The sequence below is a fragment of the Streptomyces sp. NBC_01450 genome (assembly GCF_036227505.1).
In the GTDB taxonomy this organism is placed as follows: Bacteria; Actinomycetota; Actinomycetes; order Streptomycetales; family Streptomycetaceae; genus Streptomyces.
On record NZ_CP109480.1, the window covers coordinates 3,375,968 to 3,392,577 of the forward strand.

The window sequence follows — 16,610 nt, forward strand, 5'->3', positions numbered from 1 at the left end:
ATAGGCGGATAACTATTCGTCTATCCGGACCGACCGGAGTATTCCATGCCCGATCTCACCCATCACGCCCGACGACTGCGTGAGCTGGCCGACGCGTTGGAAGCACAATCCCAGCCTGCCGAAGACCCGTTTTTGCCACACCCGAACACATTGGAGATCATCAGCAATCGCAGCACCCACCGCGGGCAGCTCAACTACGCCGTCCCCGATGTGCTTCAGCTCCAAAAACGCATCCGCCGCTATAGCGCCGACCACGACGTGCCCCACGGTGACATTGTTACCGTCGCCCTCGACACTTGGCTGCGCGCTAAGGGCTATCCACCCGACCTCACCCCGCCCAGCACCAAAGCACGGTGGTCACGCAGCTGATCCACCGGTGCATCGTTTCGGCGCAGTCACCGACCACTTCGGATTCCAGGCGCTCGTCTCCTCTCTCCGCCTTTGCCACGCGCTGACTCTGATTGTTTGTCATCTCATTCGCCGACGGGAATGGTTCCGGTCGGCCCGGCGGCAGTTCGAACCGGCATTGGCCGTGCCAACGGGGCGGTAGCCAGCGAGGCCGGGCGCGCTGAACGGCCGCGCCCCGAGCCGGGCAGGCAGTCCCGTCCGCTCTGGCCTCATCACCCGGCCTCTCGCACGGGATCGATGACGGATGCTGATCAATAATGATCAATACGGACGTAATCCTTCACATCACTGACCACTTTGAATTAAGTAGGCACCTCTGTCCCGTCCGTATCAGATACTGCTCTGACTCTCGGTAGTCGCACGCGCATGCCGTCCCGGGAGCTGGGTTGGGGACGATGTCGGGAGTGAGATGCAGCTGACCCATGCCGAAGTGATCAACTTTCGTGCCCTGGAGAGAGTGGACGTCAGGGTTGATCCGAAGGTCACCCTCATCGTCGGGCGCAACAACAGCGGCAAGACGTCGTTCGTCAATCTCTTCGAGAAGTTCTTCGGCGAAGAGGACACGAGGTTCGTCCTGGAGGACTTCTCCACCTGCCGTATCGCCGACATCGAGCAGGCACGGCAGATCTTCGGCGAGGCGCAGGCGCATGCTGGCCGGGGCGACGTTGAGACGAGCGAGGGCCTTTTGGCCAAGGCGTACGACCTCGTTCCGGCCATCCGATTGGTCCTCACCATCGAATACACGGAAGACGACGACCTCGCGCCGCTCACGGGTGTGATCCTCGACCTGGACGACACCTGCTTCGAGGTCAAGATCGAGGCGGCGCTTGAAGTTGCTCGCCCAAACGACTTCCTCAAGGACTTCTGGTCGGCCAGCCAGCGGGAGCCGTTCGACCGCATCAAGTGGCTGCGCAAGAACTTCTCGGACTACTTCGCCCCGGCCTATCGGGCGATCAGCCCCTTGGACAAGGACGTCCGCAAGGAGATCAAGCGCGGCGCCGCCGAATCCATGCTGTCGGTCAAATTCGTCTACGCGCAGACCAAGATGGATGACACGCCGAGCGACAAGGCCCGCACGTTGTCGAAGACTTTCGAGGCCTACTACAAGGTGAACAGCGGGCACGAGGACCGTCACCAGAGCGTCGAGCAGATCGAGACCGCTCTGGCGTCCGCCTCACAGCAGCTCGACGACAACTACGCCATGCTGTTCGATCCGATCTTCGAGGACCTGCGCACCTTCGGGGTGGGCACCATCACCCCGGTCCAGAAGCCGCGCATCGTCTCCCTCATCGAGGCCTCAGGCATCCTCCGCGGCAGTACCCGCATCCAGTACCCGTCCGAGGACGCCGACTTCCATCTTCCTGAAGGTCACAACGGGCTGGGCTACAGCAAGCTGATCTTTACGATCCTGCAGGTCATCAGCTTTCATCAGACCTACGAGCGCACCACACCCAAGCCAGCGCTGCAGGTGCTGTTCATCGAGGAGCCCGAAGCCCATCTGCATCCCCAGATGCAGGAGACGTTCATCAAGAACATCCAGGACTTCATCGACCGTAAGACGGGCTGGAAGGTGCAGGTGGTCATCACCACGCACTCCTCCCACATCGTCGCAAGCAGCGGCTTCCACACGGTGCGCTACTTCGACCGTTCCGAGCCTCAGCTCACGGTCAAGGATCTATCGACCTTCGAGGCCAACGTGAAGGCCACTCCGCAGGGTGACGAGACCCTGCGCTTCCTGCGCCAGTACATGGTCTTGCACCGGTGTGACATGTTCTTCGCCGACAAGGTGATCCTGATCGAGGGCACCGCAGAACGGCTGATCCTGCCGGAAATGGTCCGGCGGTGCGCCAAGGGGCTTCTGCACCAGTATGTATCGGTCATCGAGGTCGGCGATGCCTACGCCGTCCGCTTCCGGGAACTGCTCGCCTTCCTGAACGTCAAGGCCCTCGTCATCACCGACATCGACTCCGTGTGCCCCAAGCACCGCAAGGCCTGCCCACCCGGCCAGGGGCAGACGGTCACCTCGAATACGACGCTCAAGAACTGGCTGCCCGCAAAGTCCAGTATCGCCGAGCTGCTCGCCGCCGACCCGGCCGACAAAGAGCAAGGACACGTCCGCGTCGCCTACCAGATCCCGGAGAGGGATTCGGGAGTCTGCGCGCGGAGCTTCGAGGACGCCTTCATCATCGCCAACGCAGAACACCTTGTACGTGGCTTCCGCCAGCTCGCCCTGAAGACGGCCTTCGTCAAGGAGGTCGGGGCCGACCCCACCGCCGACGACATCGAAGCCAAGGCCTACGACATTGCACAGCAACTCAGCGACCACAAGACGGACTTCGCCTTCGACGTCATGCTCCTGGAGGACTGGGTCGTTCCCCGCTACATCGCCGAAGGACTGCAGTGGCTCGCCTAGACACCCTCGAAGCCGTCGCCACGGAGCTGGAGGCCCGGCGCAGCTTCCTCGTCGAAGCAGGAGCCGGCGCCGGCAAGACAACCACCCTGGTACGTGCCCTGCAGCACCTCCTAACCCACCACCGCACAGACCTGGAGGCACACGGGCGGCGGATCGCCTGCATCACGTACACCAACGTCGCCAAGAAGAAGATCCACGAACGCATCGCCGCAGACCCGCTCGTCGACGTCGGCACCATCCACGAATTCCTCTGGAGTGCCATCCAGCCCTACCAGCGTGAACTCTGGCAGCAGATCCTCGACTACAACAAGGACCTCACCAGACCGGAAGACCTCGATGACGTCACCGCTCCACCGGCCATCGAATATTCCGACCGCGGGCGCAGGCTGAGCGAGGGACGCATCTCCCACGACGACGTCATCGCACTGTCCCTCCGCCTTGTCACATCTCACCCCAAGCTCATACGAATCATCGCCAGCAAGTACCCGGTCATCTTTGTCGACGAGTACCAGGACACTTCTCCCAAGACGATCCAGCTGCTGCTGGACCACCTGGCGGGCGCGGGCCGTGAGAAATGCGTGGTCGGTCTCTTCGGCGACTCCATGCAGAAGATCTACGAATCCGGCGTGGGAACGGTGGAACGTCCCGGCCTCCTCACCGAGATCACCAAGCATGAGAACTACCGGTGCTCGCCTCCTGTCGTCGATGTGCTCAACCAGATGCGCCCAGAGCTCGTCCAGGACGCCGTCGGCAAGCAGCAGACAGGCGAGGTCCACCTGTTTCTCAACGGTGGCATCTCACCCGGCTTTGAGCGACTGTCGGCTGCCGAAGCGATACTCGCCCGGAACGGCTGGACACGGGAGAACAGCAAATACTTGCTGCTCACCCACCGAGGGATAGCCGGCACCCTGGAGTACGCCAACCTCCTGGAGGAGTACCGAAAACTGGGCCGCTACGGGCCCGACGACCTCATGGCACGCAACGAGTCGTACATTCAGTACCTCACCCGCATCGAGGCCGTCAGCATCGCTTTCCGCAACAACGACTTTGCCGAGCTGACCGGTCTGCTGGACGAGGGACGGACACGGATCACCCGCCACGCCCACAAACGCGCCATCAGTGACGCCATCCGCGCACTCGACGCCGTACGCATGACCGGAACCATCGGCGACGTGCTCGACCTGATGGCCGACGGCCACCTTCTCTCCATGCCAGGAAAGCTCAAAGACCTCGAACGCCGCAGAACCGCAACGGGCCTGGACGAGCGTGACCAGCGGCGAGCTGACTTCTCGAACAACCTCCGCAGCGTGGCCTACCGGGAAGTCATCAGCGTCACGTACTTCATCGACGAACTCACCCCGTTCTCGACCCAGCACGGTGTCAAGGGCGACGAATTCGAGAACGTCTTGGTGGTGGTCGATGACCGCGCGTGGAACAGGTACAGCATCGGCAGGATGCTTGCCGGCACCGACAAACCCGACCGGACAGAACGGTCACGCAACCTGTTCTACGTGTGCTGCTCGCGAGCCCAGCGCGGCCTGGCTGTTGTGTTCGTCGACGATCTCCCAGACGGGGCGGAATCCACACTCCACAAGTGGTTCGCCTCAGGAACCATTCATCCATAAGAGAATGGTTCGGAGCCTCCATCAGACTCGGAGCGGTTCACGTGGACGCGTAGCCCGGGACCTCGTCCCGAGCGGCTCAGACAGAAGTCAGGACGCGGGAACAGCCACTGGCGGTTGCGGTCCTACGTACCGCGCCACCGGGCGGATGATCTTCGGATCCTCCGCCTGTTCCAGGATGTTCGCGCTCCAGCCGACCACCCGGGCCGCCGCGAACGTCGGAGTGAACATCTCGCGGGGAAGACCGCACAGTTCCATGACCACGCCCGCATAGAATTCGACGTTCGTGTGAAGGTCGCGGCCCGGCTTGAGCTCCGCCAGGATCGCTTCCACGTGCTGTTCGACCTCGATCGCGAAGTCGACCAGCGGGCCGCCGAACCGCTCCGCGATGCCCCGGAGCATGCGTGAACGAGGATCCTCAGTGCGGTAGATGGGGTGCCCGAACCCCATGATGCGGTCACCTGCGAGAACGCGTTCGCGGATCCACGGGTCGATCCGGTCACGGGTTCCGATCGCGTCGAGCGTGTCCAGCGCACGGCTCGGAGCGCCACCGTGGAGGGGGCCCGAGAGTGCTCCCACCGCGCCGACCAAGGCGGCGGCCACGTCCGCCCCTGTTGACGTGATCACCCTCGCGGTGAACGTTGACGCATTGAATCCGTGATCAATGGTCGAGATCAGGTACTGCTCGATCGCCCTCACCCGCTCCGCGTCCGGCTCCGAACCGGTCAGCATGTAGAGGTAGTTCGCGGCGTACGGAAGATCCTCGCGCGGCTCGATCGGTTCTAGCCTTTGCCCCAGGCGGTAGAGAGCCGTCAGCAGCGTCGGTACAGCTGCCGCAGACACGATTGTGTCGTCGCGGCGCTGGCCGGCGTCAATGTCATACACGGGGCGGAACCCCTTTGCGGCCCCGAGCAGTGACAGCGCCGTCCGCAGAGCTGCGAGTGGGCCGGAGCGGCTGCTCGCCGCGGCGACGGCGGGCAGCGCTTCACGTACGCCGGAGGGCAGGCTGCGCAGTTTCGTGGTTCGGGCGGTGAAAGCGGACAGCTGCGCTGCGTTCGGCAGTTCACCGTGGACCATCAGGTGCCAGACGTCCTCGAAGCTGCGGGTGTGCGTGAGGTCCACGGCGGAGTACTGACGATAGTGATAGAAGCCTTCCAGTCCCCTGACGTCCCCCAGTTGAGTGTCGGTGACGACGACGCCCGCGAGTCCTGGCGGCACGTCGACGGTGGTGGACGCGGTCGGGTTGATGGGCATGTTCCCTCCTTGAACTTGATTCGACTGTCCATGCTTGACTGATCTCCTGTCAATATTGATTGAATCAATGCATCATCGTGTATGCCTGGATGTTGGCGGGAGAAGCGCGGTGGGCGCTCGCGTTCTGCAGCGGCGGTCGAATAGCCGGGTGGACGGAGACGTACGCAGACGAGCCGACGGTCGTCGGGGGCGCAGCGCTTCCGATGGTTATGCCGAGGCAACGAGGCGTTGATGCCCGTGAGGCATGTGTCGGATTCACGGTGGGCCCTCGGCCGGTGGCGTGGAACTGCGCAGGTCACTCGTCCTTGAACGGAAGGATCTGACGCATGGCCATTACCGTGCCGTCTCGGCTGATCGAGACGACCCCGCCCCAGGTGCGGTCCCAGAACGTTCCGTGCCTCTTGACTCTCCAGGCGTGTACTCGGCGTCGGTAGGCAGCGATATCGGCGTGTCGTTCGGGTTCTTTCCTGGTGACCAGGGAGTCGAGTACCTCGGTGGCGACGCCGGAGAACGCTTGGACTCGGTTGCCGTTGAGCCGGAAGACGTGATCGGTGCCCTCGAATTTTTCGCCGAGCAGGGTGTAGCCGAGGTCCTGGACGCTGCCGGAGGCGGCGTGTGCGAAGCCCTGGAAGAAGTCGCTGCCTTGGCGTGTGGTGAGGAGTGCGGCAGTGGATTCGCCGTCGCCGGCGAAGGCCGTCAGTCCTGCGGCTCCGGCGCGGGCCAGGGCACGCTGGAACCACTCGTAGTAGTCGGGGCCGACTTGGCATCCGGGCTCAGAGGAGTCGGGCTCTTTGCCGTGTCCTGGTTTGAGGATGCCTATGGCCGGGTTTTTGTCGCCTACGGGCAGGCCGATGTCGGTTGCGGGTGTGTTGTCAGGGATGTGCAGCCAGCCGCCGGGTCCGTCGGCATGGAGGACGTGCACGGTGAGCGGGTCGGTCAGGGAGATCTCCGTGCTGAAGAGCAGGGCCGGGGTTTCGTTCCAGGCTCCGATGTGTACGCCGTCGGCGTGGACGGCTGCGGAGGCGAGTTGTTCGTAGGCCTTTTGCCGGTCGCTGTGGTTGCCCTTGCATGCGATGGGGATGACGCGTGAGGACTCGCCGGGCTTCCAGAGTTCGGCGAAGAATTGCGGACGGTAGGGGTAGCCGACGGTCTTGGTTTTCGCCTTGTCGCGACTGGTCAGCGTCCAGCCGGCCCGTAGCGCTGTGTCGGCGCGGACGAACGAGACACTGTGGTCCGGGTAGCGGCGGGTGAGGATCTGTTCGCTGACGGCCAGCGCGAAGGCATGTCCCAGCTCTTCGGACTGCAGCGCCTTGTAGTACATGGCGATCTGTTTGCCTTCTTCGGACAGGCCGAGTGGGTTGCCCCCATCGGTGAGCCCGAGCTGGGTCATGGTGTCTGCGCTGAGTGCCTGGCAGTACTTCAGGCTGCCCCAGTGTTCGGCCAGCCCGCGCGAGGCGCCGCGCTGGGAGAGCGCCAGCGCTCGGCCCAGGTGGTGCAGGACGTCCCAGAATGTCAGCAGGACGGAGTGACCGCCCTGTGTGCCGGGGAGCGGGCGCAGATTCGGCTTGCGCCGCAGGGGTTCGTAGGTTTCTCCGGTCTTGGTCTTGCCCTCCTCCTGCCGTTTCTGGAATGTCTGGTGACGCTCCCGTTCCTTGTCGGCGGCAGCCTCGTCGACCTTGCCCACGAGTTCTCGCGTCGAGTGAACCGCCACGGATACCTGCTGCCTGAGGCTGGTCAGGACCTCTTCAGTCTTCGGAGTGCGTGCCACGACTGCCCTCCCCGCATTGGATGTCCCGGTCGACCGCCCATGGTCGATCGGTCGCTCAGTCGAACAGCGGCGCCAGTGCGTTCGGGCCGGCGAGGATGCGCCAGGCGGGGATCCGGACAACTCGCGTGACAGGACCGGCTTTTGTGCCCCGGCCACCGGAGGGCAGCCCGACGAGCAGGCCGGCTCGTTCATGCATCAGCCGGAGGTGTCGTGCCGGATCACGGTCGGGCATGGGACCGGTGTCGACGAGTACCGCAGTGTTGCCTTCGGGCGCGGTGAACAGGAGGTCGATCCGATGTCCGCCAGCCACCGCATCGCGTTCCAGCTCGACGATGCCGCGCGAAGCGAGGAGGTGCTGCACGGAGTCGGCGAGATCTCTGCGCCGAGGGTCCTGCCTCTGGCCGGCTTCTGGCACGGCGGACTGCGGCGCACCCGTGGGTTGTGTTCGGTCCCACAGGCGTGAGCGTGCGGACAGCAGGTGCGGGAGCCCCGTCCGCTGCTGCCAGTAGACGTGGTCGCCCACGGTGATCAGCTGGGACTTGGCCCGGGTGATCGCGACGTTCCAGAGGTTGACCTGGCTGGCCACCCAGTGGGCCGTTCTGGGCGGGGTGTTGGAGGTGGCGACCGGGCTGAGAATCATCACATCGCGCTGGCCGCCCTGGAAGGCGTGCACGGTTCCCACGCGCACTCGGTCGCTTCCCACCATGCGTTCCAGGGCGTCTTTCTGCGCGCGGAACGGCGTCACTACGCCGACTGTTGCGTGCTCCGGCAGGCGGTGAAGCAGTGCCTTCACGATGTCGGCCACGGTGGCGGCCTCGGACGGGTTGCGCCAGGACTTCCCTCCGGGGCCTTGTGCCGACTCGCTGGAAGGCACGTTCGCCCAGGCCAGGACGGGGGAGGTTTCCCCGGTGCCCATGAGGTCGACGGCGGGTACCTGCCGTCGTACGTCGGTCATGATCTCCAGTGCGCCGGAGTAGCAGTGGCCGTTGACGATGTCGGCGATGTCCGGATGGCAGCGGTAGTGCTCGTCGAGCAGCAGTGCGCTCTCGCCGTTCTGCGCGGCGGCGTGATACGAGGAGTGGACGTGATAGGCGAGCCGCCGGTCTTCCAGCCATGCCGCACTCAGCCCCGCCCTGAGGCGGGCTTGACGTTCCTGTTCCGGGGTGATGCCGGGAATGTGCGTCAGCTGCATCGGATCGCCGATGATCAAGGCTCGGCGGGCGCGGAACAGCAGGGGCAGCACAGCCGCGATGGAGCACTGGCTGGCTTCGTCGATGACGACCAGGTCGAAGAGATTCGGAGCCGGCGTCAGCTGGCGCACCGCGTGTGTGGTGATCGCCCACCCCTTCAGGTGGCGCAACAGGTTCAGCTGGCTTCGCTGGGTCCCTTTGTGCTGGCGCAACGTCTGGAGCCGCTGGTCCAACAGCGAGCGCCCGCGGCCGAGTACCTCCGCCGACACCGCTCTGCACAGCTCCGCGGACAGCTGGGCCCGTGTCGTGGCGCAGGCTGAGCGGGCCTGGTGCACGGTCTCTTCGTCGTAGGCGAGCTGAGCCGGCGTGAGTTCACGCACCTGACGCTCCAGACCGGTCAGATCCGCCAGGTCGTGGAGAAGGTTCGCGGCAACGGGCCGTTGCGCAGTCCATGACGGCAGATGCGGGATCGCATCGGGACCGGCAGCTGTGACGAACGCCTTCATGGCGCGTGCCCGGCGCCAGCGTCCCCACCAGCTGCCCGCCGCTGCCGCGCGATGGGCCCGCGCCTCCCAGCGGGCGAGCACTGAAGAGTCGTCGGACTCCCACCACCGGGACACAAGCTGCACCGGAAGTCCGACCTTCCCGGCCAACTCCGCACGCTGCCCGAGTACTCGGGCCAGCCGCACTTCCCCCTCGACCTGCCGTCCGGCCTGGTCACGCAGCGCGGCGGCGCGCGAGCGCAGGCTGCGCAGTTCACCCGCCACGGTCGGGGAGCTGCGGCCGGGCGGGGCAGGGGGAGTCGACAGCAGCTGCTCCAGCTTCTCGGCTTCCTTGACCAAGGCGTCGACGTTGCCGGTACGCATCAGCAGACCAGGAGCAATGTCGTCACAGCGCTGGGCGACGACGTTGACCGCCTCGTTGTTGGTCGACGCGACCAGAACCGACTCTCCGGCCGCGACACAGGTGGCCACCACCGAGGTGACGACCTCGCTCTTTCCCGTTCCGGGCGGACCGGTGGCCACGGTCAGCGGCTGCGTCATGGCCGAGAGGACCACCTGCTCCTGGCTCTCGTTGGAGGGCCCGGCCGCAACGACGAGTACTGGATCCGATGATGAAGCGGGGGTGCTGCCGTTCAGGAGGGTGTCCAGTGCCGTGCCCGGGATCTCGTCCGTGCGTGTGGAGAGGGCCAACAAGTTCTCCACGACTCCGTCGGTGGCGAACCGCTCCACGCTCGACGGGGCCAGGATCACTGCGGCGTTGTGCGCACCGGGGCGCAGGGCCTCGTTGGCCGAGTCCGCGCTCAGGGCGGAGGCCTCCAGCGGTTCAAGCTCCGGCAGTCCCAGCACGTTGAGCAACTCCCGGACGGCTTTGAGCATCTGCGCGCTGTTGCCGTGCTGCCAGGTGGGCTGCCAGCGGGCGAGCAGCTGGGCGGCCTCGTCCTCGGAGAGCAGCTCGGTCACCACTTTGGTGTGCAGGGACGGGATTCCGCTCGGGCGGAGTATGGCCTTGCCGCTCTCGTCCGGAGCCAACTCCATCTGCTGGATGAGCAGTGGCGCGATACCCACGTCCGTGCGCCGGCCTCCCTCGCCGCGGGATGGGAGCGTGATGGCCGGATACCCGTACCAGTACTCGTGCTGACCGGCGGCGCCCCCTGCCCCATGCTTCGCGCTGCCGTCCCCTGGGCCACGCGTACCGGGCAGGTTCTTGGGCGCCGCCAGTGCTGCGCCCAAACCGGACTGGATGGTCTCGGCTCCCTCGTCCACCAGGAAATACTGCGAGTTCCGCCCACCCCGCCGGTCGGGCAGCATGCTGGCTGCGGCCTGGGCGCTCAGGCACTGCGCGTAGTAGCGAAGCAGCCGCTGCCAGTCGTTGGCGCACTCACGTTCCCCCTCGGCCCGCTCGCGAGCCTTGAGGTGAGCCGCCGACAGCGGGGACGGTGCATCGGGTGGAGCGGGAAGGGGGACCGGGCGCGCCACTGACCTGGCGAAATAGAGTGTGTGGGTGGCACGGATGGTTGACTTGGTCGGGCGTTGTTCCTCCGGCACGCCCTTGCGGACCATCTGCGCGGTCAGGTACTCGAAGAGGTCCTCCGGCGATATCCAACCGCTGTCCTTGATCCGCCCGTTCCGCAGTCCTTCGACGATTTCACCGGTGAACCGCGAGGTGCCGAGCGTCGATCCCTCGGGGGCCATGGCGGAGGCGGCCTGCAGCGCGTCCGAAGCAGTGATGAAGTAGACGCCGGTGGGGCGCAACAGAGTACTGGGCTCCGCCTCGCCCGACTCCGAACTCTCCCTGCCCTTGGCGCGCCAGCCCTGGACGACCGAACCGCTCGCGCAGCAGTCGAGCAGCACGATCTTGGACGCGGCACGGCAGGACTGCAGGGTCCGCTCCAGGAACTCCGCCGACACCGCCGTACGGGGAAGATCAGCAGGGTCGCTGTCGCGGGTGAGGAAGTACAGCTGGTTGTCGGCCTCGCAGAACTCCCCGTGCCCGCTGAAGTACAGCAGCGCGCTCTCGCTCTGCTGCCGCTCCTCCAGGAACGACTCGATGGCGTACAGCATCTCGGCACGGGTCGGATCGGCCACCACATCACAGTCGTTGTACTGGCCGATCTCGGTGCTCTGCAGAACGGCCTGCATGTAGTGCAGATCCGCGCGCACGGCCGGAAGATTGTGGTAGGTGTCGCTGTCGTAGTCGGAAATGCCGATCAGCATCGCGTACCGGTCGTTGTTACGCACCCCTGGTCAGCCCGCCGTGGAAGTGCCGCTGTCGCCGAGAGTGCTGTCCATGGTCCCTGGCAGGGAGCTGCCTGTCAGGAACCGCTCAAGGCGCTCGTTGTCCTCACGGGCCTCAAGGCCCGTGATCTGCAAGGTGGCGCCGTCGGGACGGGTCGCGACGATGGTGCGCTGAGGCACTTTGGCCAGCCATACCTGGACGCAGGCTGCCGCCAATGAGCCGGCATTGAGCACGAGACCCACGACCTCCACGAGGTCGCCGCCCTTGTCGGTGCTTGTCGAGGTGGCGGCGGTGGGCAAGGACAGCGAGGCTGTTGGATCGGTCTGCTGCGCTTCGGCCAGTAGCTCGCGCGCGTCGCTGCGTGCCCGCAGCGGATCGTCGTCGATCACGGAGATCAACAAGTGTGGTGGGCCTTTGCTGTCGTTGCTCACGCGTCCCCCTGCGCCGTCAACCGTCGACTCAGATGCCCTGGGAAACTACCGGTGCGGCGGCATGGGGAAACAGGTACTTTCCGGAATCTGCCGATAGTTGACGCGAAACCAACTTCGCTACCGCAGACGGCACCGGCTGGTCGCAGACACGCGACGCGTGCTCCAGCGGGTCGGACCCGCCTTGACGATCACACGGCTGGCGTGCCGGTGCGAGGTCCGCCCGGTGGACTCTCGCTGGGCGACCTGTCCTGCTCAGCGGTCCCGGCGCTGGCATCGCAGAACCAATCCGGCCCTACCGCGCAGCTCCACGAGCAGTAATAAGCCACCACAACTATGAAAAAGTCGGGCAGGTGTTATCAATGCCTGAGAACGCAGTGCTGAATACTGCGACAGTGACTCCTTCCACCGCCAGGGGCGGGTGGGCATAGGTGTCCCACGTCTCCGAGAATTCGGCATGCCGGGAGAGCGCCTGTACGGTCTTCGGGTCGTGTTTACCGGAGGCGCCGAGAGTGGTGGTGTAGAAGTGCTTGAGATCGTGGAAACGGGTGCGCTCCGGGAGTCCGGCCAGTCGCACAGCACTCCTCCATTTCTCATAGAAGTCGCCGTGGAGGATGGGGAGTCCGAGCCGGTTGGTGGCGATCAGTTCCTGGTCCGCAGGATTGGCCAGGCCGCGCTCTCGGCGTTGGTATCCGGCGTATCTCAGTGCGGGCTCCGGTCCGGAAAATCGTGACGTGTGATGGGCCAGACGCTCGATCAGGAAGCGATCCACCGGCAAGGTCGCACAGCTGGACTTGGTCTTGAGGCGCGTAGCTTTACCGCGCTGCCGCTGCTCGACGATACGCAGCAGGTTTTCCTCCCAGGCCACCCGACTGTGCTTCAGCGCGAAGGCTTCGCCCTGGCGCAGGCCGGCGCATGCGCCGAGCCAGACCAAGACCTCGTATCGGGGCGCCACTGCGCGCATGGCGGCTGCGACAGCTGCGACTTGGCCTGGGGACAGAGGAACTGTGACGCGTGGCGTGACCTCGGGGAGGTCGATCCGCGCGACGATGTTGAACGGGAGGGGAACGTCCTCATCGAGCATGTAGTGCATGAGAACGCGCCAGACCTTGAAGTTCTGGACGACTGTGCTGGGTGAGTTGATGCCTGGTTTGTCGAGCAGGTAATCGACGAAAGCCGCAGAGTCCCGACGGCGCAGGGTGTCGGCCGGGCGGCTTTTAACGAAGGGTAGAACATGGTTGCGGAGGCATCCTTCGTAGCTCGCGGTGGTATTGGCATTCTTCCGTCGTCTATGCCTCCTCTCAATCATCTGAGCCGCATAGAAGGAAACCCGCCTGCCGTCAGCGGAGTTCGGTGATCTGTTGTCCCTGACCTTTACCGCTTCTTGATCCAAGTGCTCTCGTGCTTCCTGCCAGGTAGGCAGGGAGGCTCTTCGCTCATCGCCGTGGGCGTCGGTGTAGCGTGCTTGCCACCTCATGCCCCGGCCGTGATCCACAGAAGGGTATAGAGGGCGCTTTTTGGTGCCGCATCTGCACGGTGCGTCACCGCGTTCTGGTTTGGGATAACTCTTGTGCCAGCGGTCGAACGGTTCGGTTGGCTTGCCCAATTCCCTGCCCATGAATGCGTGTTCCTGTGGCCTTGCCTAAGATGCGCCAAGCCGTTGCAGTGACGGCGAATTGGTGTCGACCTGACGCGGGTCCCAGTGGCCGACGCGATGGGGTGCGCCCCTTGGATCCGGTGCGCCTGGGATGTTCCAATCGGCCACGGCGATGCTTTCCACTACACCCGGTAGTTATGCACAACTGTTCATGGTGCTGCCCGATGAGGTGACGGTCGAGTCACCGTGTGCCCAAAAGTGAATCACTGCCGGATCCGCGACTTGTATCCATCGGAATGCAGATCCGGCGGCTCAGGGAAGAACGCGGCTACAGCCTGGAGGAGCTCGCAGAACGCAGCGGGCTGAGCTTTCGAGGCCTGATCTACATTGAGCATGGCAAGCGCAATCCCAGTGCCTTGACTCTCGTCGACATCGCAGTGGCGCTCGCCGTGGCACCCGGAGACCTCATCAATCACCTGGTCCAGGGGCGCTCTGGCGAGACCCAGCCGTAGCCGTTAGCGGCGTTCCGGTTCCAAGATCCGATGTCGCCCGTACTCGTGGAGCGTTCAAGGATTCGGACTGGTCCCGCGGATGTGGCCGGCAGGAGAAGAGGAAGAGAGGGGCATCCCTGCGCGGCGACGGCATCGTGCTCGCCCAGCGCGAGGTCGATGCCAAGAGCAATGAGATCACCGCGTTCCGGCCGCTGCTGGCACAGCGGGATCTGACTGGCGCGGTGGTGACCTTCGAGGCGGCTTGTCGAGCAGGTGATGTCAGTGGGATTTCCCGCAACTCGCGTTTGGCTAAACGGGGTTGTGTTTCCCTGCCCTCTACTACGGTGACTGAGGATCGGTGATCACAGGGGGGTGGATGGAGGCCGTCACTCGATCGAAGGCTGAGCGGCAGCATCAAGCGCAAATCCTGCGTTTTTGGCGCGCCGTGGAGTACTTCAGCCCGCCGAAGGTCGAACCGGTAAATCCGCGTAAGGCTTGGTCAGTCACGGGACCTGTAGTTCTTGATCACGGTTGATCGTGACGGTGGTGTCGTTGCTGGTGGCAGGCCGTCGCGACGGCTTGGTGATGGCGTCGCCAGGCGGTCCAGTGCAGGACGTGTTCGCGGTCGCGGACGGGTGGTGGCAATACGAGGGCTCGCAGAAGCCGGATGAGTTCGGGGCAGCTCAGCGGGACGAGCGCGGGCTCGTCCTCGGCGGCGTCGTGGACGGCGGTGGCCGTGAGGGCAAGGACAGCGGCGGCGATCAGGGAGAACAGTGACCAGCGCATCCAGGAGTTCCAGCAGGTCACCTGCCCCTTGTCGAATCCGGTGAAGCCCTTGGCGAGTTGGAAGGTTTCCTCGATCCGCCACCTGCGGCAGATCACTTCCACCAGCGTGCCGAGCGAGACGTCGCCTGGTGCCCAGCAGCGGAAATAGGACACCTCACCGGTGCAGCGGTGTCGCCGCGCGACCAGCACACTCGTCCCGACCTGCTTCTCGTTCCGGTTCTCGTCGGGAGCGTCGTCGGGGCGGACATTGAGCCAGGCCCAGTCGTACTCGCGGGTGCCCTTGGTGCCGTGTCCGGTCCGCCGGCGCATCCACTGCCCGGGCCGCACCTTATTGATCATTTTGCGGGCCTCCCACCGGTGTCCGGCCCCGTCGATGACTTGGTAGGTAGCGGCGCTGCCAACGGTGTAGCCGAGCCCCAACGACCGGATGCCCCGGCGTAGTTCGCGCCCGCAATAGACTTCGTCGCCCGCGAACCAGCGGGCCTTCAGCCCGGCGGCGACCGCATCGGTGACCATGGCCAGCGCCTGTTGCGGCTTCGTCGCGAAGGCGATCTCCTCCGGCACTCCGGCGACCTCGCGGCGTTCCTCGTCCGCAGCCCAGTCCGCCGGGAGATGCAAGGCCCGATCGATGATCACCTTCGTCGTCGCGGTGACCGCCGCCAGGTCCACCGCCACCTGGCACAGTCCGACACCGCCGATGGCACCGGAGTACTGCCGGCCGGCGCCCACACAGTCCGTGGACGACTTCGCATCCCCCGTCTCGTCCGCCACCAACACCACGCTCTGACCGGCGAGTTCATCGATCACGAGGCAGGCGATCGCCTGCCGGGCCTGCTCATGGTCAAACCGGGCGCGCGCGAGCAGGTGCTACAGCCGATGCGGGCCTGGATGTCCCAGAACCTGCGCGAGCGTCCAGCAGTGAGCTGAACCGGCAGGGCCGCCGCGTGACCCGCTGCACCGTCGAACGCTTGATGCGCGAACTCGGCATCACCGGGGTGGTCCGTGGTAAACGCGTGATCACCACGCCGCCCGGCGGGCAGGCCGAACGGGCGCCGGACCTGCTGGACCGCGACTTCGTCGCTGCCGCCCCGAACCGCTGCTGGGTCGCGGACTTCACCCACGTGAAGACCTGGGCCGAAGTCGTCTACGTCGCCTTCGTCGTGGACACGTTCTCCCGCCGGATCGTCGGCTGGTCTGCGGCCACCGTGAAGGAAACGGTCTTCGTCCTGGATGCCCTTGAGATGGCCGTGTGGCAACGTGACCGCGACCAACACCCAGTTCAGCCAGGCGAGTTGATCCACCACTCGGATGCCGGGTCGCAATATACGAGTTTCCGGCTCGCCGAGCATCTGGACGCCGCCGACATCGCCGCCTCGACCGGATCGGTCGGCGACACCTACGACTGTCAATGCCCTGATGGAGAGCACGATCGGCCTGTACAAGACCGAGCAGATCAAGCCTCGACAGCCCTGGCTCGCTGGCTGCCGCCGATTGCACCGCCGCTACGAGCGCAAGGCCGAGCACTTCCTGGCCTTCACCAGCATCGCCTGCACCCTCATCTGCTACCGCAGACTCGCCAAATGAGATGACTTCTTATACTTCTCCGTCGGCCGCGACGCAGGCTGCGTGGCCAAAAACGTCGACCAGGCCCTCAAGGACATCGCAGCTAATCGCCGTGGGCAAGTCGCCGGCCAGTGCACTGGGTGGCGGGGATCGAGGAGGTCTACCCGCATTGCCCCAAGTCGCTGCTGCGCAGCGGGGCCTGGAAGGCGGAGCAGCAACTGCCGATGGACGCCCAGCCGACCTCAGCCGAGGCGACCCTGGCCCAACTGCGGATGGCGGAGCTGACGATCGCCGGCACGAACAGACGGAGGCGGACTCTCTGAAGTATCGCTATGAATAACGGGCCGACCT

Annotated in this window: 9 protein-coding genes and 4 pseudogenes; 7 read left to right on the top strand and 6 right to left on the bottom strand. The window is 65.1% G+C overall.

The window, feature by feature from the left end:
• The first annotated feature begins 45 nt into the window (after positions 1-45).
• The 3 genes from OG568_RS15020 to OG568_RS15030 all read left to right on the top strand — a co-directional run bounded on the left by OG568_RS15020 (position 46) and on the right by OG568_RS15030 (position 4,446).
• The gene (locus OG568_RS15020) at positions 46-369 is read left to right on the top strand and encodes a hypothetical protein (protein ID WP_329531921.1); all 324 of its coding nucleotides are present in this window, start codon (positions 46-48) and stop codon (positions 367-369) included.
• Positions 370-817: 448 nt separating this feature from the next.
• Positions 818-2,821 (top strand): ATP-dependent nuclease, encoded by a 2,004-nt coding sequence (locus OG568_RS15025; RefSeq protein WP_329531922.1) that lies wholly within the window; start codon positions 818-820, stop codon positions 2,819-2,821.
• Entirely contained in the window at positions 2,809-4,446 is a 1,638-nt protein-coding gene (locus OG568_RS15030) for an ATP-dependent helicase (protein WP_329531923.1), read from the top strand. Before OG568_RS15025 ends, OG568_RS15030 begins: the two co-directional genes overlap by 13 nt.
• A gap of 87 nt (positions 4,447-4,533) precedes the next feature.
• Here the strand turns inward: OG568_RS15030 and OG568_RS15035 are convergent, their stop codons facing one another.
• The 5 genes from OG568_RS15035 to OG568_RS15055 all read right to left on the bottom strand — a co-directional run bounded on the left by OG568_RS15035 (position 4,534) and on the right by OG568_RS15055 (position 13,215).
• Positions 4,534-5,697 (bottom strand): citrate synthase/methylcitrate synthase, encoded by a 1,164-nt coding sequence (locus tag OG568_RS15035; RefSeq protein WP_329531924.1) that lies wholly within the window; start codon positions 5,695-5,697, stop codon positions 4,534-4,536.
• A 295-nt stretch (positions 5,698-5,992) separates the two neighbouring features.
• Positions 5,993-7,465, bottom strand: coding sequence for a hypothetical protein (locus OG568_RS15040; protein ID WP_329531925.1), 1,473 nt, complete (start codon positions 7,463-7,465; stop codon positions 5,993-5,995).
• 55 nt (positions 7,466-7,520) lie between these two features.
• A complete protein-coding gene (locus tag OG568_RS15045; RefSeq protein ID WP_329531926.1) occupies positions 7,521-11,396 on the bottom strand; it encodes a caspase, EACC1-associated type in 3,876 nt (1,291 codons plus the stop codon).
• A 6-nt stretch (positions 11,397-11,402) separates the two neighbouring features.
• Entirely contained in the window at positions 11,403-11,825 is a 423-nt protein-coding gene (locus OG568_RS15050) for an effector-associated constant component EACC1 (protein ID WP_328678012.1), read from the bottom strand.
• A 331-nt stretch (positions 11,826-12,156) separates the two neighbouring features.
• On the bottom strand, positions 12,157-13,215 hold the full coding sequence (locus OG568_RS15055; protein ID WP_329531927.1) for a tyrosine-type recombinase/integrase: 1,059 nt from the start codon (positions 13,213-13,215) through the stop codon (positions 12,157-12,159).
• Positions 13,216-13,667: 452 nt separating this feature from the next.
• Here OG568_RS15055 and OG568_RS15060 point away from each other — a divergent pair, with 452 nt between their 5' ends.
• Positions 13,668-13,931: a helix-turn-helix domain-containing protein gene (locus OG568_RS15060; protein ID WP_328678014.1), complete on the top strand. Its 264-nt coding sequence runs from the start codon at positions 13,668-13,670 to the stop codon at positions 13,929-13,931.
• Positions 13,932-14,435: 504 nt separating this feature from the next.
• On the opposite strand, the pseudogene OG568_RS15065 reads toward OG568_RS15060, so the two are convergent.
• Positions 14,436-15,617, bottom strand: a pseudogene (locus tag OG568_RS15065) (IS701 family transposase); the annotation flags it as partial.
• 23 nt (positions 15,618-15,640) lie between these two features.
• Here OG568_RS15065 and OG568_RS15070 point away from each other — a divergent pair.
• The 3 pseudogenes from OG568_RS15070 to OG568_RS15080 form a co-directional block, all read left to right on the top strand.
• A pseudogene (locus tag OG568_RS15070) lies at positions 15,641-16,075 on the top strand (DDE-type integrase/transposase/recombinase); the annotation flags it as partial.
• A gap of 91 nt (positions 16,076-16,166) precedes the next feature.
• A pseudogene (locus tag OG568_RS15075) lies at positions 16,167-16,280 on the top strand (IS5/IS1182 family transposase); the annotation flags it as partial.
• Between the two features lie 55 nt (positions 16,281-16,335).
• A pseudogene (locus tag OG568_RS15080) lies at positions 16,336-16,599 on the top strand (MSMEG_1061 family FMN-dependent PPOX-type flavoprotein); the annotation flags it as partial.
• Between the last annotated feature and the right edge of the window lie 11 nt (positions 16,600-16,610).